Annotated in this window: 20 protein-coding genes; 9 read left to right on the forward strand and 11 right to left on the reverse strand. The window is 43.5% G+C overall.

Annotation, left to right across the window (positions count from 1 at the left end):
* Positions 1 to 278: 278 nt before the first annotated feature.
* Genes folE through EXU57_RS23765 form a run of 3 tightly spaced genes read right to left on the reverse strand, consistent with a single transcriptional unit; the run spans position 279 to position 1,769 of the window.
* Complete coding sequence (gene folE, locus EXU57_RS23755; RefSeq protein WP_133270766.1) at positions 279 to 875, reverse strand: GTP cyclohydrolase I FolE; 597 nt, start codon at positions 873 to 875, stop codon at positions 279 to 281.
* Between the two features lie 32 nt (positions 876 to 907).
* On the reverse strand, positions 908 to 1,321 hold the full coding sequence (locus tag EXU57_RS23760) for a 6-pyruvoyl trahydropterin synthase family protein (protein ID WP_133270767.1): 414 nt from the start codon (positions 1,319 to 1,321) through the stop codon (positions 908 to 910).
* Between the two features lie 40 nt (positions 1,322 to 1,361).
* Complete coding sequence (locus tag EXU57_RS23765; RefSeq protein ID WP_133270768.1) at positions 1,362 to 1,769, reverse strand: 6-pyruvoyl trahydropterin synthase family protein; 408 nt, start codon at positions 1,767 to 1,769, stop codon at positions 1,362 to 1,364.
* A gap of 168 nt (positions 1,770 to 1,937) precedes the next feature.
* On the opposite strand from EXU57_RS23765, the gene mqnB reads away from it, so the two are divergent.
* Together mqnB and EXU57_RS23775 are read left to right on the forward strand one after the other, a co-directional pair.
* The gene (mqnB, locus tag EXU57_RS23770; protein ID WP_133270769.1) at positions 1,938 to 2,618 is read left to right on the forward strand and encodes a futalosine hydrolase; all 681 of its coding nucleotides are present in this window, start codon (positions 1,938 to 1,940) and stop codon (positions 2,616 to 2,618) included.
* Complete coding sequence (locus EXU57_RS23775; protein WP_133270770.1) at positions 2,615 to 3,457, forward strand: 1,4-dihydroxy-6-naphthoate synthase; 843 nt, start codon at positions 2,615 to 2,617, stop codon at positions 3,455 to 3,457. Before mqnB ends, EXU57_RS23775 begins: the two co-directional genes overlap by 4 nt.
* 250 nt (positions 3,458 to 3,707) lie before the next feature.
* On the opposite strand, the gene EXU57_RS23780 is transcribed toward EXU57_RS23775, so the two are convergent.
* The 5 genes from EXU57_RS23780 to EXU57_RS23800 form a co-directional block, all read right to left on the reverse strand.
* Positions 3,708 to 5,018, reverse strand: coding sequence for a cryptochrome/photolyase family protein (locus EXU57_RS23780; protein ID WP_133270771.1), 1,311 nt, complete (start codon positions 5,016 to 5,018; stop codon positions 3,708 to 3,710).
* Positions 5,019 to 5,057: 39 nt separating this feature from the next.
* On the reverse strand, positions 5,058 to 5,903 hold the full coding sequence (locus EXU57_RS23785; protein WP_133270772.1) for an aminotransferase class IV: 846 nt from the start codon (positions 5,901 to 5,903) through the stop codon (positions 5,058 to 5,060).
* Positions 5,904 to 5,960: 57 nt separating this feature from the next.
* Entirely contained in the window at positions 5,961 to 6,629 is a 669-nt protein-coding gene (locus tag EXU57_RS23790; protein WP_133270773.1) for a response regulator transcription factor, read from the reverse strand.
* Between the two features lie 158 nt (positions 6,630 to 6,787).
* The gene (locus EXU57_RS23795; protein WP_133270774.1) at positions 6,788 to 7,447 is read right to left on the reverse strand and encodes a response regulator transcription factor; all 660 of its coding nucleotides are present in this window, start codon (positions 7,445 to 7,447) and stop codon (positions 6,788 to 6,790) included.
* A gap of 37 nt (positions 7,448 to 7,484) precedes the next feature.
* Positions 7,485 to 7,679 (reverse strand): hypothetical protein, encoded by a 195-nt coding sequence (locus EXU57_RS23800; RefSeq protein ID WP_133270775.1) that lies wholly within the window; start codon positions 7,677 to 7,679, stop codon positions 7,485 to 7,487.
* Positions 7,680 to 7,788: 109 nt separating this feature from the next.
* Between EXU57_RS23800 and EXU57_RS23805 the strand changes: the two genes are divergently transcribed.
* The 7 genes from EXU57_RS23805 (at position 7,789) to EXU57_RS23835 (ending at position 14,800) form a co-directional block, all read left to right on the forward strand.
* The gene (locus tag EXU57_RS23805; protein WP_133270776.1) at positions 7,789 to 8,205 is read left to right on the forward strand and encodes a hypothetical protein; all 417 of its coding nucleotides are present in this window, start codon (positions 7,789 to 7,791) and stop codon (positions 8,203 to 8,205) included.
* Positions 8,206 to 8,427: 222 nt separating this feature from the next.
* On the forward strand, positions 8,428 to 8,928 hold the full coding sequence (locus tag EXU57_RS23810) for a hypothetical protein (RefSeq protein WP_133270777.1): 501 nt from the start codon (positions 8,428 to 8,430) through the stop codon (positions 8,926 to 8,928).
* Positions 8,929 to 8,957: 29 nt separating this feature from the next.
* Complete coding sequence (locus EXU57_RS23815; RefSeq protein ID WP_133270778.1) at positions 8,958 to 9,791, forward strand: sensor histidine kinase; 834 nt, start codon at positions 8,958 to 8,960, stop codon at positions 9,789 to 9,791.
* Between the two features lie 27 nt (positions 9,792 to 9,818).
* Positions 9,819 to 10,469 (forward strand): response regulator transcription factor, encoded by a 651-nt coding sequence (locus EXU57_RS23820; RefSeq protein WP_133270779.1) that lies wholly within the window; start codon positions 9,819 to 9,821, stop codon positions 10,467 to 10,469.
* A gap of 16 nt (positions 10,470 to 10,485) precedes the next feature.
* The gene (locus tag EXU57_RS23825; protein ID WP_133270780.1) at positions 10,486 to 11,730 is read left to right on the forward strand and encodes a hypothetical protein; all 1,245 of its coding nucleotides are present in this window, start codon (positions 10,486 to 10,488) and stop codon (positions 11,728 to 11,730) included.
* A 143-nt stretch (positions 11,731 to 11,873) separates the two neighbouring features.
* The gene (locus EXU57_RS23830) at positions 11,874 to 14,066 is read left to right on the forward strand and encodes a glutamine synthetase III (RefSeq protein WP_133270781.1); all 2,193 of its coding nucleotides are present in this window, start codon (positions 11,874 to 11,876) and stop codon (positions 14,064 to 14,066) included.
* Between the two features lie 359 nt (positions 14,067 to 14,425).
* Positions 14,426 to 14,800, forward strand: a complete 375-nt coding sequence (locus EXU57_RS23835; RefSeq protein WP_133270782.1) for a Spy/CpxP family protein refolding chaperone — start codon at positions 14,426 to 14,428, stop codon at positions 14,798 to 14,800.
* 101 nt (positions 14,801 to 14,901) lie between these two features.
* Here the strand turns inward: EXU57_RS23835 and accC are convergent, their stop codons facing one another.
* The 3 genes from accC to efp form a co-directional block, all read right to left on the reverse strand.
* Positions 14,902 to 16,239 (reverse strand): acetyl-CoA carboxylase biotin carboxylase subunit, encoded by a 1,338-nt coding sequence (gene accC, locus EXU57_RS23840; RefSeq protein ID WP_133270783.1) that lies wholly within the window; start codon positions 16,237 to 16,239, stop codon positions 14,902 to 14,904.
* A 75-nt stretch (positions 16,240 to 16,314) separates the two neighbouring features.
* A complete protein-coding gene (gene accB, locus EXU57_RS23845) occupies positions 16,315 to 16,821 on the reverse strand; it encodes an acetyl-CoA carboxylase biotin carboxyl carrier protein (protein WP_133270784.1) in 507 nt (168 codons plus the stop codon).
* 737 nt (positions 16,822 to 17,558) lie between these two features.
* Positions 17,559 to 18,131, reverse strand: coding sequence for an elongation factor P (gene efp / locus EXU57_RS23850; RefSeq protein WP_133270785.1), 573 nt, complete (start codon positions 18,129 to 18,131; stop codon positions 17,559 to 17,561).
* Positions 18,132 to 18,213: the final 82 nt, after the last annotated feature.

Genomic DNA, 18,213 nt, shown 5'->3' on the forward strand with positions numbered 1-18,213 from the left:
TGCTTTTTAACTTATCAACTTAGCACTAAAATGCTTAATATATAGAGGCGAAAACAACCAAAATATCATTTTCCTTTCAGTGGTGCAGCGTAATCTCATCATTGAAGAGTGCGACGCCCTTCCGACTGGCGCAGCCGGGCGGGCAACGATGCTTAATTAGAAACCCTGCAGTTAGGCCCAAAAAAATGTTCTTTAACGACATTCAATGCCCAATCCGAATTCACTAATCCATTATCCGCCAAGCATACCTCAATAAACTATATCTCAATCACCCAATATCAACTAAGTTTAGCCCCAACCAGTTTCAAAAATTCATTCCTGGTGGGATATTTCTCAAACTCCCCTGAAAATGCAGAAGTAGTGGTTACTGAATTTTGCTTTTGCACACCACGCATCATCATGCAGAGGTGAGAAGCTTCTATAATCACCGCTACCCCAAGTGGGTCCAGTGTATCTTTAATGGCGTCGAGGATCTGGGTTGTCAGGCGCTCCTGCACCTGTAAGCGACGGCTATACACATCTACCACCCTGGCGAGCTTGCTTAACCCGGTGATCCACCCATTGGGAATGTAAGCAACATGCGCCTTACCATAAAACGGCAACATATGGTGCTCACACATGCTGTAGAGTTCGATGTCTTTTACAATGATCATCTCACTGACATCTTCATGAAACTTTGCAGAATTCAGGATGGCTCTTGCATCTGCCTGGTACCCCTGGGTTAAAAATTGCATTGCCTTGGCTATACGCTCGGGTGTTTTTGCAAGACCTTCCCGTTCGGGGTCTTCGCCAAGCAAAGCGATACTGCTTTTGTAATTTTCCGCAAGTTGTAAGGTAATGTCCTGGTCGTACTCCTCAATTTTTCTATATGCCATTGTAATCCTGTTGATCGTTGTTTATAGTAGCATTAAAGTACCGGGTATTCCACAAAATTCCGTTCTGTTTCATACAACCTGATTTGTAAATCAAGTTTAGAATCTACTTGCTCCCGCAGAATATCGTAGATCGCGATAGCAATATTTTCTGCTGACGGATTTACTGTTTTGAATTCCACGGTATCGAGGTTTAGGTTTTTGTGATCGAAACGACTAAGCACGCTTGTTTCTATAATATCGCTTAGCAGTTTCAGATCGATAACATAACCCGTTTCAGGATCAGGCTCACCGGTTACTTTCACAATCAGTTCGTAGTTGTGACCATGATAACTTGGGTTATTACACTTACCAAACACACGTTCATTTTGTTGAGCATCCCAGTTGGGATTATTTAGCCGGTGCGCAGCGTTGAAGTGTTCCTTTCGATAAACCGATACCCTTTTCATAGCAATACTTTAAACGATGATAGTTTGATATTGTTCGGTGCTACCCAAAATACTCAACATAAATGCGCTGTGTTTCATAAAGTTTTACGCAATGTAGCTGAACATTGGCCGGTAGATGAGGCTGTAATTGCTGCCAGATTGCGACCGCAAGATTTTCTGTGCTGCACATTTTACCGGTTAAAAATGGCACATCAACATTCAGGTTTTTATGATCCAGTTTGTTAACAACATGTTCCTTAATAAGTCTGCTGAGCTTTTTTGCATCGAATAAAAAACCAGTATCCGGATCTATTTCACCTTTGATGGTGATGTACAGGTCAAAATTGTGGCCATGCCAGTTTTCATTGGCACATACACCAAAAACTTCGTCATTTTTTTCACGACTCCAGGCAGGATTATAAAGTTTGTGCGCTGCATTAAAATGCTCTAGTCGCGTCAGGTAAACCATTCGTCTATTCAAAATTTCCGCAAAGGTAGCATTTGAAACGTTAAGGCCCGAAACCCTGAAGTGGCATCAGGCGACCCCTGAAACACCGCCATCAGCGAGAGAATTATAAATGATTGGTGTTTAAAGCTTCGTGTTTGTGGCGACTAATATAACTACGACTTTTGCCACATGAGAATCTTCGTGACCGCGGCAACAGCAATGGAGTTAAACACGATCAGTCAACATTTCAAGAATGCACTGGTAAACGATGTTGCAGACACTACTTGCTTCCAGGCTACCGGTATTGGCATGTTGGCTTCCTGCTTTAGCTTAACCAAACTTATCATTGAACAATCCCCTGACCTGGTTATCCAGGTTGGCATTGCCGGTGCCTTCAAACCAGAGACCCCTATTGGTAGTGTTGTTGTTGTTGAACAGGATTGCCCCGGTGATATCGGTGTTTATGAGAACGGCTCTTTTAATGATCTTTTTCAAATGGGACTAGACTCAGGAGACACCTTCCCGTTTACTGGCCGCATACTAAGAAATCCGTGGCTGCCGAAACTTGAGTTGCGGGGCTTAAGCAAGGTTAATGGTGTAACCATAAACGAGATCAGCACATCGCCTGAAAGAATAAATTACCTTTCCGCCAGGTACAACCCCGCTGTTGAAAGTATGGAGGGCGCAGCTTTACACTATACTTGTCTTCAAACAAATACCCCTTTCCTGCAGTTTAGAAGTGTGAGTAACCTGGTGGGGGAACGCAATAAAAAGCACTGGAATATCCCCCTTGCGTTACGCAATCTCGCAGAACAAGTTATTCTCTTCCTGGAACAGCTGGATCAAACTAATTTAAAAACACTGTCATGAAACTAACACTTGGGTTCAGCCCTTGTCCTAATGATACCTTCATCTTTGACGCACTGGTAAATAACGGGATCGATACAGGCGACCTTGAGTTCGAAGTGTACATGGAGGATGTTCAAACGCTTAACGGGTGGGCACGTATTGGAAAATTGGACGTTTCCAAAATCAGCTATGGGGTATTGCCGCTCGTATTATCAAGCTACAGGGTCCTGAACAGTGGCGGCGCACTCGGGCAAGGAGTTGGACCACTGCTTATCGCCCGCTCGGAAATCCCCCGGTTAAATGACCACATCAACGAACTTACCGTTGCTATACCCGGCGAAAATACGACTGCCCACATGCTGTTTTCAAGAGCGTTTCCGGCTGCAGCAAAGAAACGGTTTTTGGTTTTCAACGAAGTAGAAGATGCGGTGCTAAACGGTGATGTAGATGCAGGCGTAATCATACATGAAAACCGTTTTACCTACCATGAGAGAGGGTTGGTTAAACTCCTGGATCTTGGAGCGTTTTGGGAAACTGAAACAGGTTTACCCATTCCCCTGGGTGGGATTGTGATTAGAAAAGAACTGCCGGAGGCTATTCAGCAACGCGTCGACAGCCTCATTCAACTTAGTCTTGCAGGTTCTTTCCGCAATTACCCGGAACTCAGTGCGTTTATACAGCGCCATTCGCAGGAAATGAGCACCGACGTAATGCGCAAGCACATCGACCTTTATGTAAATGATTTTTCGATGTCCCTGGGTGAAAAAGGAAAACTTGCCGTCATTAAAGTATTGGAAACCTTTCGACATCCTGTAGATATGAACATCTTTGTTCCCAACGGTATTGGCCAGCAGGGTTGATTTTTCTTTGCGCTATAGTTTCGCCTAATTGTAGCCTAACCTTAAGAATTATTTGAATGACCCTTGGTAGTTTCTAAAGTGGAATTACCTCGTGCCGTTTTGCAAGGCTTCATCCATTGAACGAATAGATTTGCATTGCCGGGCAACGGTATGCGGTACAAGTGAGTGACACAACGATGATGAGCAGAATTCCACCCGCCGGTCAACAAAAAAACTTTTGATAACGGCACCTGGACAGCAGGCCAAAGCGCTATGGGTTTAAGGCTTTTGCATAAACCTCAAGTGCACGCTTTCGCGCAAATTCGTGTTGTACGATAGGCCTGGGATAGGTAAACTCTTCAAACTCAGGCACCCATTTTCTTACATATTCCAGGGCTTTATCGAATTTTTGCGTTTGTAAAGAGGGATTGAACACCCTGAAATACGGCGCAGCATCGCAGCCACATCCTGCGGCCCACTGCCAACCTCCGTTATTCGAAGCAAGATCGTAGTCAAGGAGTTTTGCGGCAAAATAAGCTTCGCCCCAACGCCAGTCGATAAGGAGGTGTTTCGTGAGGAATGAAGCTACTACCATGCGAACCCGGTTGTGCATAAACCCGGTTGCGTTGAGTTCGCGCATGCCCGCATCTACGATTGGATAACCAGTTTGTCCGTCGCACCATTTTTTAAACTCTTCCTCATTATTTCTCCATTGTATGTGTTCATACTGCGGCTTAAAGGCAGCTCCTTTACCGAGTTGCGGGAAATGGCACAGTATCATTTGGTAAAAGTCGCGCCAGATGAGTTCGCCAAGATAGGTATCGTTTATAGACCTGGCGACACGCGCTACTTTGCGAATACTCACTGTTCCAAATCGAAAATGTACCCCGAGTCTTGATGTACCGGTATCATTGCCGGGAAAGTCCCGGGTGTCGTGATATTTTGAAATGATGTCGTCGCGGAGTTGTTTAGCCGGGAAGGACTTTGAAACTGCTTTAAAGCCCATCGACTCAAGTGTAGGAATAGGGTTCGGCGAAGTTTGATAATAATATTGCTGGTATTTCTTAACAGGGTAAGCGCTTAGGTAAAAATCGTTAAGCTTAGCTTTCCAGCGTTTGCTATAAGGCGTAAAAACGGTATATGGTGTACCATTGTCTTTCATTACCTCATTGCACTCAAAGATTACCTGGTCTTTGTAGGTTTTAAAAGCAATCCCTTTTTCGGAGAGCTGCGTTTTTATCTCCTGGTCGCGTTCCAGCCCATAGGGCTCATAGTCTCGATTGGTAAATACCGCTTCCACCTCATACCTGCTCGTGATGGTTTCGAAAACCTCTTTTGGAAAACCGTAGTATACTTCCATTGAACTGTTCAAGCCTTGCAGGTATTGTTGCATCTCCACGACAGCCGAGTGAATAAACTCTACCCTTCGATCAGTTTTGTCGTCCAATTTGTCGAGGATCGCACGGTCGAATATGAAAACCGGTATAACCGGCAACTGGCTCTTTAAAGCATGGTACAATGCGGCATTATCTTCAAGCCTGAGATCGCGGCGGAACCACATTATATTAACGTGCGCTTTCAAATTCGATTTTTAGTTTAAACACGGTTGCACAAAAAATGTTCAGGCGGAAAAGAGTGGCTTGATAAACCGGGAATAGATCGTGGATGTAACAGCCCGTTCATATTTTGTTCCGGCAGCCTCGGCGACCCACCTGATACCTGAAATTGCATTTGTAACAAAGACCTCTGAAGCCCTTTGCAGATCTTCGGGGGTAATTGACTTTTCCTCGTACGCAATGTTCTCAGCCCGGAACTTTTCAAGCAGGTATTTACGCATTACCCCGCTTATGGGACCATCGCTGATTGGAGGAGTTAGCCAAACCCCATTGATCAGCACAAACACATTTGCTATGGTTGCATCGGCTATGTTGCCGTATGGGTTCAACAACAGGCAGTCGTTAAACCGCTGCTCTTTTGCGTACAGGGCAGCCATCACATAAGGTAAGAAGTTGTTGGACTTAAGCATCGAAAATTGATCCGCCACTTTCATGGCTTCCCGGTAAATTCCCAGGACTAACCCATTTTCGTTTAAACGGGGGATTGCTGCATCTAATGTCCAGGTTTGAATGAGGTAGTTCGCCCTAAGATTTGGAGCATCGTACAGGCCACCATCTCCCCGGTAAACGGTTAAGCGTACCCGGGCTAATTTTTGCCTGTTTTTTTCTGCCAGGGCAGATACCTGTTCACACAGCGCCGCGTGACTCATGCTTTTAGGCACGTCGAACCTGAGCCTTGAAAGAGAAGAAAACAACCGGTCGAAGTGTAATTCTTCCAGCATGATTTTGCCGCCTTTCACCCGCATGGTTTCGAAGCAACCATCTCCATAACGAAATGAACGGTTATCTATCGTGATGTTCACGTCGTTTGGTGACCTGAACACCCCATTACTTATTACGAAGTCAGCCATAACCTGTACCAATAAAAATCCCGGCAGTGCCGGGAATGATTAATAGTTTTCTGCCAACTACGCGTGCAATATTCCTTTTTTAACTGCGTACAGTATTAAACCTGCGGTACTTTTCGAGCCGGTTTTAACTTTCAAACGATCGCGGATTGCCTCGACAGTTCTGGGACTGATGTCGACGATTTCCGCTATCTCCCTGGTACTTTTTTCTTCGCACATTAGTTTTAGAACCAGTGTTTCCTTTTCGCTTAGTTCCGTTTCTTCCAGGTGAGGAACTTCATGTAACCTTCTCGAGCGTAGCCCGTTGAGCATAGCCTTGTTGGTATATTCATTAAAAAAGAATTCGTTGCTATATACTGAAAGTATGGCTTCGTGAATGGTTTCGCTATCGCTGTTTTTAATTAGGTAACTGTTGGCCCCGATCTCCATAAGTTTACTGATCATGCTGATCTCATCATGCATGGTCAGCATGATTATCTTCACGTCGGGTAACAGCTTTTTTACTTCCGGCAGGGTTGCTATTCCATCCATTACCGGCATTTGGATGTCGAGCAGTATCACATCCGGGTGCAGGAACGTAAGCAGGCTAAGCAATTCCATCCCATTCTCTGCTTCACCGAGGAATTCGATATCAGGATAATGGGCGAGCGAAGTTTTTACCCCGGTTCTGAACAATGCATGATCATCGGTAATCAGCACCTTAATCCGCCCGTTATGATGTGTTTGCATTAAATATGGATTATAGCCTAAAATTAAAACTTAGTGCGATAGCAGGGCAATAATTATTAACCGTAACCAGGGCTGGAGCCAATCGTCTTTAACTGAATGGCAGCGTTGGTTCCATACCGATGTCCGGCACCGTTGTACCAACTGCCTCACGCTTAATACTACTGGAGCAATTTGTTCCGCATTGCATACATGACCAATCCTGCAATGGTTTTGGCGCCAACTTTCAGCTTCATACTCTGGCGGATCGTCTCTACGGTACGAGGGCTCAGAAAAACATCTTCAGATATTTCTTCAGTTGTTTTGTCTTCACTGATGAGCTTGAGGATCTTGAGTTCCTTTTCATTGAACTTCACCGTATTAGGATAGAGTTTTCTAACGGTCCGATGATTTTGTAATTTGAGCAGAACTGCTGCATTAACCAGGTCGTTGAAGTAGAATTCATCACTCATGCAGGTGATGATGGCTTTATAAATTTCGTCGGGATCAGCTGTTTTTGCCAGGTAGGCGTTTGCCCCAAGCTCCATCATCTTGGTAATAATCTCATTATCGTCGTACATACTCAGGACGATAATTTTCAATTCCTCATAGTCTTTCCTGATAATCTGGATGGCATTGATTCCATCGATTTCCGGCATCCGGATATCGAGGATCAGTACGTCCGGTACTTTATCGCGTAATTTATTAAGTAAGTCTTTTCCGTCTTGTGCCTCCCACAAAATCTTTAAGCAATCACGATTCTTCAGGGACATCTTGATTCCATCTCTGAAGATCTTATGATCATCTGCCAAAGCCAGGTTTATTGGTTTGTCATCGGTCATTCGAAAATGCTTCTGCGTTTTAGGCGGAAAATTACGGTCAAACTTCGCGGGGTACAAAGTGCCCAGCAATTTTTCCAGCTTCTGCAATACAATCAAACTGATAGCGTTGACTTACACCCCGCCACGCAACCACCGTAAAATTACGTTTCAATAAAGGGTTTTTACTATATTTTGATGTTAGCATTATAACATCAATTTGCTGAAAGCTTTTACCAGCTTGATTTTCAACCAAAGTAAACATCTTTTACGGACAATCACCTGTTGTGCATAAGATTGTTATTCGTCACTTTTGGTCACGAAGTTTCAAAATTCTATCATTAACCTCATTTAAACTCTTCATTATGAACACAGAACTCATTGTCGTAAAGGGCAAAGTAATTGAACAAGCAAAACACTTCACGGCTGAAATCGGGGAAGATATCGGTTACGAGGCGGGCGCAAAGATGATCAAACGCTACTTCGATGAAAACAATGATGATGTTTTAGCATTTTTCATGGGTCGAAATATGATTGAGTCGATTCTTGCACAACCAGGTGTTGTTGGGATCAGGATGTTTAACGGCATAAATGACATGGGCATAAAGCAGATCGTTTTGGTTGGTGTAGATAGCAAAGGCAACAACATACTTCATTACACCACTGTGAATCCTGCAGGCCAACTTGTAAAAAACAAAGGTATTGTTGCCGACCGCGCTAAAATGTGCCCTCCATATTGCGGGGATTCCGACACACCGTCTGACGATCCATCCTGGTATTAGTATTTGGGAGTGCGTTCATTTTCAGTATAGCAGGATCAGATTTAACTGCCTATATTTGGAATAAAACACTTTCCGCTGTACGATATCATCTCAAATATTGCGGTTATAATCGAATTATTACCCGTAATTCTTTATCTGTTCTTTCGCAAAAGAATAAACGATAAATTATTACGGGTAATTATTTTATTAATCTTTATTGGTTTCCTGGTTGAGATGATCTCTATGTTCCAGACAAATCACGGCAAAAACCCGTCGATTGCTCAAAACTTGTTCACCTTAATTGAAACGGTGATTGTCAGCTACTTTTTCTACAAAACATTCTCCTGGCGGCCAGCCCGCCTACTGACAGCCATAGCAGCTGTGGCCTTTGCCTTATTTTGGCTATTTATGTTCATCCCTGCGGGCACGACCGCAGCGCTGGTTGTATGTGTTACGATCGAGTCGATACTGATCATCTCACTATCCATATACTATATGTATGAACAGGTGTTACGGTCTGATATACTGATGGTTTATGTTCAGCCGAGATTTTGGGTGGTTATAGGCTTTCTTTTTTACGCCGCGGGCACATTTTTCCTTTTTCTGTTTGTTGACTCGCTCGACATTGCCGCCCAGAAAGAGTATCACGACATCATTAATTCCATTAGTCTCACCTTGAAATCCATCTGTCTGTCGGTTGCTATGTTAATGCGCAACGATAACTATGTAATCAAAAAGCTTTAACTCTTACGACTGCGCCCCAGATATATCCTATGCTTGTACTCAACATCTTACAAACCCCCTCCTTGCTTGCTTTTGGCACCTTTGCCATGCTGCTTTTAACGCTTTCCCTTATTCTCTTCATCATTTTTCATCAAAGAAGAGTAATCAGGTATCAGATCAGGATGCAGCAAATGGAAGCCGAACAGCAACATATGTTTCTAAAAGCTTCAATTAAGTTGCAGGAAGAAGAACGGCAAAGAATTGCTGCCGACCTGCATGATGATGCAGGCCCCCTGCTTGCAACGGCGAGGTTATACCTTTCTGAGAACATGGTAAACCTCGATAAAACTGACCAGCTGCAATCAATTTCGAGCGCGAAGCAACTTATCGATGAATCGATACAACTCATCCGTAACATCTCCCATAGCTTGATGCCACCAACCTTGAAGAACTTTGGATTGGAAAGCGCACTAAATGATTTCTTTCAAAAGCTCAGCGGCTCGGGTTCTTTAAACGTGAGCTGCAGGTTCAGCAATTACTCTACCCGTTTAAATCCCGAAAAAGAACTGCTTATTTTTAGGGTGATACAGGAATTGATCAACAATATTCTAAAGCATAGCCATTCAAGTTACATCAACCTCACCCAGGTAAACCAGGAGGGTAATATGCTGATTTCATTACAACATGATGGTGAGGGCCTTACTCATGAAGAATTTCTTAGCCGGAGCAATAGTCATGCGGGTCTTGGACTGAAGAACATCCAAAGCCGGTTAAAAGTGATCAATGGCAATATCTTGTTTGAAACAGATACCCACCATTCATTCTACAGAACTACGCTCGACATTCCCAAAGACCTGGAGGACAAGCCATTTTCGGATAACTAATCCTAATGTTTTTACCTTTGAAAGTCTATGGGAGAAATTAAAATCGCCATCGCTGATGACCACAAAATCTTCCGTAAAGGTGTTATATTATCACTTAGACATTACGCGAATTTAAAGTTTGTATTAGAAGCTGATAATGGGCAGGATTTGTTAAACCACATCGAAGCCGCTCAACCCGATGTAGTGTTGATGGACCTGAGAATGCCGGTGAAAGATGGAATTGAAACTACTAAATACATCAGCAAACACTATCCAAACATTCTTGTGATTGTTCTTACCATGCATGAAGACGATCGATTTGTGTTGCACCTGATGGAAAACGGTGCAAATGGCTACCTCCTTAAAAGCACAGAACCTGCCGAAATCAAAAAGGCAATCACTGATGTGGTGGCGAAAGGGTACTACCTGAACAACTTTGTAAACCGCATCCTGCTGAAAAAGTCCCAGGCAAAATCCAGGTCGGTACCTTCGCTAACATCCCATCTCCAGGTAACGGACAAAGAAAAAGAAGTGCTCAGGTTTATTTGCATGGAATTTACCAGTGTTGAAATCGGGGAAAAGATGAACATCAGTTCCCGAACAGTAGAAAGTATTAAAGAACGGCTGATGGAACGTTATGGCCTGAAGAATACAGCGGGTCTTGTGTTTTTCGCTGTGAAAAATAACCTGATCGACTAATTCTGAACCGGCACCCTTGGAAGCAGCGCTATTTATATTCTATGTTTTTGTCTGCTCAATTCTCCTGCTTTACCTGCCTTTTTTCAAATCGTCCGGTCTTAAGCGATGGATAATACCCATCTTCTTGCTTAAAGTAGGGGCGGGCTTTGCCTATGCGCGTTTTTACCTGCTACCAAAGAATTATCCCGGTGCTGATACATGGCGATTTTTCGATCAAAGCCTGGGGGAAACCAAGCTGCTTCTTCGTAACCCGGTGTCGTTTTTTACGGACTTGTTTACCCACGGCTACGCACGTACCGGCAACATATTCGCAGGGGAAAATAGCTATTGGAATGATTTAAAAAGCAATTTCTTCGTTAAGATCCTTGCACTCCTGAACCTGCTTACATTTAATAGCTACTATGCAAACCTGGTATTGCTAAACCTGGTGTTTATGACAGGGCTTGTTGCACTGTTCAAAACGTTCAGCCGGATATACCCATCAAAAGAATTGCTGCTGGCGCTTGCAATCTTCTGTGTGCCTTCTACCCTGTTCTGGTGTAGCGGTGTGCACAAGGATGGCCTGGTTCTCTCTGCACTGGGCCTGGTGTTTTACTTCTTTTCTAAGCTACTTCAAACCGGCAGGCTAACTATTCTGAACATCGTTGTTGCGCTGCTTTGTTGTATACTCATATTCTTTTTTCGAAACTATATGCTGTTTGCCCTGGTTCCGGCGATTGCATGTGGATGGCTTGCGAGGTGCCATGAAAAAAAAATGGTCACCTTTTTGGGAATTTACCTTGCTGGGATCGTGTTATTTTTCCTGCTCCCGCTAGTTTCCCCAGCCTTAAACCTACCAGGTGTAATCGTAACAAAACAACAGGAGTTCTTGCAATTACAAGGATCGTCGTTTATTGAAACAACTCCACTGGAGCCTACAGCCCAAAGCTTTATTAGTTTTCTTCCGGCGGCGATTAAGATGGCTTTCCTTCGACCTTTCAACATTGAAACGCTTTCATACCTGCCTACAGTTGTCGAACTTTACGCAATCAACCTCCTTATGCTTCTGTGTGTACTGAGTTACAAGAGAGCACCCCTTTCCTCTTTTGCTTACAGTTGCCTCTTTTATGGTTTCAGCATACTGCTGATCTGCGGCTATACCATTCCTTTTGTTGGTGCAGTTGTGCGCTACCGGAGTATTGTATACCCTTTTATACTACCGGTAATTTTAATGATCGCGACCCGGCAACATACACATCCCTCAAAACATATTGAAAAATAATATGTGTATTCAGATTTCTTTACAAAACCCCCGTTTGATTAAAATCTTTTTAATTTTTGAGTTTAGTTGCGCTTATTTCTTAATTAACTCGCCAGATTTAGTAAAAAAATACTTCTTTTGCCGTACACCAAACAATTTGATGTATGTCTTTACGATTACAGGCGTTAAAAAACCTGACAAATTCAACTACTGAAGTTGCTGTGCCGTTTAGTCCTAAAATCACGGCTATTTTTGGAGAGAACGTTTTTACACTTAAAACTGCAAGAGAATATTTGAGTGACGAGGGATATAAAAGCCTTATTACAAGTATTAAAGGTGGTCGCAAAATTGATCGCACTGTAGCAAACCAGATTGCTAACGGCTTACGGGCATGGGCAGAGAGTAAAGGTGTTACTCACTTCACCCACTGGTTTCAACCATTAACAGGAACTACAGCTGAAAAACACGATAGCTTTTTTACCATTAAAAGCGACGGAACATCAATAGAGGAGTTTGACGGCGCTGCACTAATCCAACAAGAGCCGGATGCTTCATCGTTTCCGAGCGGCGGTTTACGTGCAACTTTTGAAGCACGTGGTTATACTGCCTGGGACCCTTCTTCCCCGGCTTTCATAATGGAAATTGGTAACGGCAGAACCCTTTGTATACCAACAATCTTCGTTTCATACACAGGCGAGAGCCTCGATTATAAGTCTCCACTGCTCAAAGCGCTGGTGGCGCTTGACAAAGCAGCGGTTGATGTGTGCAACTATTTTGATAAAAATATAACGAAGGTCACTCCAACACTAGGTTGGGAGCAGGAGTACTTCGTAATTGATGAAGCACTTGCAAATGCCCGGCCCGATCTCGTACTTGCCGATCGTACGGTATACGGTGCAGCTCCTGCAAAAGGCCAACAGCTTGAGGACCATTACTTCGGTTCAATCCCTGAAAGGGTTTATGCCTTCATGAGGGATTACGAAGCAGAAAGTTACAAACTTGGTATTCCTCTTCGCACCCGTCATAACGAAGTAGCTCCGTCTCAGTTTGAGTGTGCCCCTATTTTTGAAGAAGTTAACCTTGCCGTGGATCATAACACCCTTTTAATGGATGTGATGAGCCGGGTGGCAAAGCGCCATAAGCTGAAGGTGCTTCTGCACGAAAAACCGTTTGCGGGCATTAATGGTAGCGGTAAACACAACAACTGGAGTATGGCTACCGACACCGGTGTTAACTTACTTGCTCCTGGTAAAACGCCAAAGACAAACCTGATGTTCCTGACCTTTTTTGTCAACACAATCAAGGCAGTACACGACTATTCTGATCTGTTAAGGGCTGCAATTGCAAGTGCGGGTAATGATTTCCGTCTTGGAGCGAACGAGGCACCTCCCGCAATTATCTCTGTGTTTATAGGTGAATACCTTTCTAAGGTACTTAGCGAAATCGAAGGTCGCGTTGGAGAGAAGTTCGACGAGCAGGATGAGGCTATCCTTAAGCTCGATCTTCACCGCAGTATTCCTGAACTGTTGCTTGATAACACCGATCGTAACCGTACTTCTCCCTTTGCATTTACCGGTAACAAATTCGAGTTCCGTGCAGTGGGCTCTGCGGCGAATTGTGCAAATGCAATGACGGCATTAAATACAATTATGGCCGAGACCCTCAGAAATTTCAAAAAAGAAGTTGACGAGTTGATCGATAAAGGCGAAAAGAAAGAAGTGGCTTTGATGCATGTCATTCAAAAAGCAATTGTTGAAAGCAAAGCTGTTTTGTTTGAAGGAGATGGCTACAGCGACGATTGGCAGAATGAAGCAGAAGGAAGACAGCTGCCAAACGTAAAAACAACACCACTGGCTTTGGATGCCATGATTACCGACAAGGCTAAAAACCTGTTTAAGAAAAATGGTGTGTATACCCATAGCGAATTGGAAGCCAGGCACGAGATAGAACTTGAGAAGTACATCAAAAAGGTTCAGATAGAGGCTCGTTTGATGGGCGATCTTGCAACCAATCATATCCTGCCGGCCGCAATCAAGTACCAAAACACACTTATTACAAACGTGTTAGGGTTGAAGCAAATTGGTGTTGCTGAAGAAACCTTTAGTGCACAACGCGAGATGCTCGATAAAATAACAGAGCACATCAACACGATCAAAACTAATGTTTCCCTGATGGTAGAAGCTCGGAAGGTATGCAACAACATGACCGACAGCCGTGAAAAAGCCATTGCCTATAACACAGAAGTAAAAGACAAGTTTTTTGATGAGATCCGTTATCACGTTGATAAACTGGAGCTTTTGGTAGACGACACGTTGTGGCCTTTACCGAAATATCGTGAACTACTGTTTTTAAGATAGTCAGTATACGTGAAAAATACATCAGCCCTGCCGGTAACGGTGGGGCTTTTTTGTTCTTTTACCGGCAGCCAACATTTTAGCTTTGTGGCAATATCGATGATATGACCACCCCCGAAAGGAGAATTATGAACGTTTAGTTTGAAACCATCCGGACGAACTCAGGTCGATGGCAACCTTTTGATTGCTCAGACTCAACGGGGCATAAGGGTGTTGACATCTACCTAAGTAGGTGAGGTTGCATTAGAAATCGTATAAAGTCTGCTAAAATGTATACCGACTAAAAAAGCGGTGTATACCGACAATAACAGGTTTGTTCATCTATTAATCACTAATTTTCATCTTATTAAAAACAAAAGTGTATGAAAAAATTACTGGTACTGGTTCCGATGTTTCTGTTTATAGGAACCACTTCTGTTATTGCGCAACCACCGGCTGGTGGCAACGGACAATTCAGAGAACAACAAAAACAAAGATTAAAAGACTCTCTTGGGTTAACGGATGTTCAGATTGACACCGTCCTTGCGGTTCAACAGGAATTTATGCCGAAAATGAGGGAGTTGAGAGACATGAGTGAGGCAGATCGTCCGGCTAAGATGAAGGAGCTCAATGATCAAATGTCCAAAAGACTGGCAATTGCATTAAAAGACGAAGCGCTTGCGAATAAGATCAGCGAATTCAATGCCCGTCGCCGTGCTCGCGGTGGCAATCGTTCTGGTGGCGGTGGTAACAACTAACCCGTTCAATGCTTATAACAGAGCCACCCGAGAGGTGGCTTTGTTATTTCTATCAGCATGTTGACGAATATCTTATTGAAAAGCTCAGTCGTATTTGAAACCTATGCCATTTTAAAAGTTTCTAGGAACTTTGTTGTGAAGTTTCCGCTCCTGAAGTCCGCATTTTGCATTAGCTGCAGGTGAAAAGGTATTGTTGTTTTTATACCCTCTATCACGTACTCACTTAATGCACGGTTCATGGTGTTGATTGCCTCTTCCCTTGTTTGTGCCACTGCAATCAGCTTACCAATCATACTATCGTAATAAGGCGGAATAACATAACCAGCATATACATGGCTGTCGACGCGCACACCATGTCCTCCGGGTTGATGAAGAACGGTGATCTTACCGGGACTCGGACGGAAATCATTGTATGGATCCTCCGCATTTATCCTGCATTCAATCGCATGCATTTGTGGTTCGTAATTTCTGCCGCTGATGGGCTCGCCCGCTGCAATCTTTATTTGCTCCTTAATCAGATCGAAATTTATTACCTCTTCCGTAACACAATGCTCAACCTGTATCCGGGTGTTCATTTCCATAAAGTAGAAGTTCCTATGCTTGTCTACCAGGAACTCTATTGTACCAACACTCTCATAATTTATTGCACTTGCCGCTTTAATTGCCGCCTCTCCCATTTTGTTCCTCAGTTCAGGCGTCATAAAAGGAGACGGGGACTCCTCAACAAGCTTCTGGTGCCTTCTTTGAATTGAGCAATCCCGCTCGCTTAAGTGGGCAATTTTACCGTACCTGTCCCCGGCTATCTGGATTTCAATGTGTCGTGGTTCTTCAACATATTTCTCCATGTACACTCCATCGTTTTTAAACGATGCTGCGGCTTCCGCCCTCGCAGTAGTGTAAGCCTTTGCCATTTCGCTCTCTTCCCAGACTACGCGCATACCCTTACCCCCTCCACCTGCAGTTGCCTTTAAGATCACGGGGTAGCCAACTTCTTTTGCCAGTCCAATTGCTTCGTCCACACTTTCAAGCAATCCCTGGCCACCTGGCACTACCGGAACACCCGCTTTAATCATGGTTTCTTTAGCAGTAATCTTATCCCCCATTTTATTAATCATATCCGGTGTAGGGCCGATAAACTTAATCCCGTGATCAAGACATATCTGGGAAAATTTAGAATTCTCGGCCAGAAATCCATAACCCGGATGAATTGCATCAGCATTGGTGATCTCCGCTGCAGCCATTATATGTGGAATATTCAGGTAAGAGTCAGCACTCTGCGGTTTGCCTATACAAACTGCTTCATCCGCAAACTTTACGTGAATACTTTCCTTGTCTGCAGTCGAATAAACAGCCACCGTTTTGATGCCCATTTCACGGCATGTACGTATAACCCGGAGTGCAATTTCACCCCGGTTAGCAATCAGTATTTTTTTAAACATCAAGCTTAATTTGAAGAGTTAGGGGTTAAGTGTTACAAACGCCGGCTCATCAGGTGGCCGGGCTTCTTCAAATTATCAGGAGGGATCTACTAAAAACAAAGGTTGATCATACTCAACCGGACTTGCATCTTCAGCTAATACTTTTACAATCTTTCCGGAGATCTCGCTTTCTATTTCGTTGAATAGTTTCATCGCTTCAATAATACACACCGGTTTACCGACGGTCACCTCATCTCCTATATTAACAAAAGCAGGTTTATCCGGTGACGGACTACGGTAAAAAGTTCCGATCATAGGACTTTTGATCGTTACCAGGTTATCAGCTTTACTCTCGACTGCAGCAGGCTTGGGTGTAGGTGCAACCTGGGGAAGCGACATTGCCGGCTGGCTCGTCTGCTCCACCCCTGAATTAAATCCCTGTGAGTAAGAATAAGACTGTTGTTGAGGGAACGACTGGTTAGCTGATCCAACTTCGTCTTTTTGTTTAATGGTGATTTTAAAATCTTTTTCTTCGATCGTCAATTCACCAATATTGCTCTTGTTGATCACCTTTATTAATTCCTGGATCTGTTTAAAGTCCATACAGTCAGTTTAATTGTTTGAGATTGAAAATGCCGGGGGTTTGGGCCGAAATGGGGGGCAAAATAGCCATTTTTAATAAAAAAGGACAAAAAAACTGTAATGTATAAGACCGTGGCTAAAATCCGGGGATGCTCGATTTGTACGAGTAATTGTTAACAGCAAATATCCATACTAAGTTGCTACTACTTATTAGCACATCTACCCTGCTTAACCTTTCGAAACACCGGTACACACTTCTAGGGATTTCCTGCGGCAAAGGTCCCGGCTAACCTTAAACAGATATGAGTAGACGCTCTTCTCATCTTTTGATCTTTCGATGCATGCTTTATAAGAATACACAAACGATTGATAGAGTACTTGGTCAGCTACTTTGCGATCTTTAGAACACTTTAGAATAAAAGCATAAACGACGGGAGAATACTTGTCGTAAAACAAACTATAAGCTTCCTCGTGTTTGAGTTCGAGGTCTGAAACGCAATTGGGTGCGACAAGCTCATTGTGGAAAGACATGTAATAGGGGGAGTTGATTACGTATGACATTGGTGCTGAGGTGATTATGCAAAATCTTAGCCATATTTAGAATTGCCTGGTTTTCCCCAACTGTCTAACTAACACCGTTTTATTCATCTTATTCCCAAACAATAAAGCAAGTACAACCTCAATAAGCCTTTCAGTAAACAACTTTTTTGCTGAATTTGTTCCCACAAAAAAAGCAGCCTTTCGACTGCTTTCTGTAATTAAGAATTTTCTTTTACCCGTTCTACGTACTCACCGGATTTTGTATTTACCCGAATTAGTTCTCCTTCATTTACAAACAGCGGCACCATAACGGTTGCTCCAGTCTCAACAGTGGCAGGTTTAAGTGTTCGTGTTGCAGTATCTCCTTTCATACCGGGCTCACTATAGGTCACGAGCATAACGATCTTATCAGGAAGCTCAACACTCATAGGCTGGTCAGTTTCGGTGTTGATCAATACGGAAACTTCCTGGCCGTCTTTGAGAAACTGTGGCGCATCCACCATGGTTTCAGCAAGGCTGATTTGTTCAAAAGTTTCATTGTCCATGAAATTATAACCACTTTCATCCTTGTATAAAAACTGGTAGGCTTTTTTTTCAACACGAACCGGGAAAACGGTGTCACCACTGTTCCATGTATGTTCGATTGACCGGTTATTATCCACACCCTTAAGCTTAGCCCAGAACTTTGCAGCAGCACGGGCGGTCTTATTTTGCCCAAACTCAACGACAGTATACAAACTACCATCTAGTTTGAGGATCATACCACGTCCTATATCAGCGGTTGTTGCCATAACAATTATTCATTTTAGTGCGCAAAAGTAGGTATTGCATTTGAATTGCCAACAGTTACAGTTCCGAACCGGTAAACGGCCG

It is taken from the genome of Segetibacter sp. 3557_3 (assembly GCF_004354985.1).
In the GTDB taxonomy this organism is placed as follows: domain Bacteria; phylum Bacteroidota; class Bacteroidia; order Chitinophagales; family Chitinophagaceae; genus Segetibacter.

Coding starts and splice junctions, on each gene's coding strand:
- EXU57_RS23820 (WP_133270779.1), top strand. CDS start 9,819: ATGGGAGAAATTAAAATCGCCATCGCTGATGACCACAAAATCTTCCGT.
- EXU57_RS23760 (WP_133270767.1), bottom strand. CDS start 1,321: ATGAAAAGGGTATCGGTTTATCGAAAGGAACACTTCAACGCTGCGCAC.
- EXU57_RS23805 (WP_133270776.1), top strand. CDS start 7,789: ATGAACACAGAACTCATTGTCGTAAAGGGCAAAGTAATTGAACAAGCA.
- EXU57_RS23835 (WP_133270782.1), top strand. CDS start 14,426: ATGAAAAAATTACTGGTACTGGTTCCGATGTTTCTGTTTATAGGAACC.
- EXU57_RS23765 (WP_133270768.1), bottom strand. CDS start 1,769: ATGGTTTACCTGACGCGACTAGAGCATTTTAATGCAGCGCACAAACTT.
- efp (WP_133270785.1), bottom strand. CDS start 18,131: ATGGCAACAACCGCTGATATAGGACGTGGTATGATCCTCAAACTAGAT.
- accC (WP_133270783.1), bottom strand. CDS start 16,239: ATGTTTAAAAAAATACTGATTGCTAACCGGGGTGAAATTGCACTCCGG.
- accB (WP_133270784.1), bottom strand. CDS start 16,821: ATGGACTTTAAACAGATCCAGGAATTAATAAAGGTGATCAACAAGAGC.
- EXU57_RS23785 (WP_133270772.1), bottom strand. CDS start 5,903: ATGGCTGACTTCGTAATAAGTAATGGGGTGTTCAGGTCACCAAACGAC.
- mqnB (WP_133270769.1), top strand. CDS start 1,938: ATGAGAATCTTCGTGACCGCGGCAACAGCAATGGAGTTAAACACGATC.
- EXU57_RS23815 (WP_133270778.1), top strand. CDS start 8,958: ATGCTTGTACTCAACATCTTACAAACCCCCTCCTTGCTTGCTTTTGGC.
- EXU57_RS23810 (WP_133270777.1), top strand. CDS start 8,428: ATGTTCCAGACAAATCACGGCAAAAACCCGTCGATTGCTCAAAACTTG.
- EXU57_RS23775 (WP_133270770.1), top strand. CDS start 2,615: ATGAAACTAACACTTGGGTTCAGCCCTTGTCCTAATGATACCTTCATC.
- EXU57_RS23795 (WP_133270774.1), bottom strand. CDS start 7,447: ATGACCGATGACAAACCAATAAACCTGGCTTTGGCAGATGATCATAAG.
- EXU57_RS23790 (WP_133270773.1), bottom strand. CDS start 6,629: ATGCAAACACATCATAACGGGCGGATTAAGGTGCTGATTACCGATGAT.
- EXU57_RS23830 (WP_133270781.1), top strand. CDS start 11,874: ATGTCTTTACGATTACAGGCGTTAAAAAACCTGACAAATTCAACTACT.
- folE (WP_133270766.1), bottom strand. CDS start 875: ATGGCATATAGAAAAATTGAGGAGTACGACCAGGACATTACCTTACAA.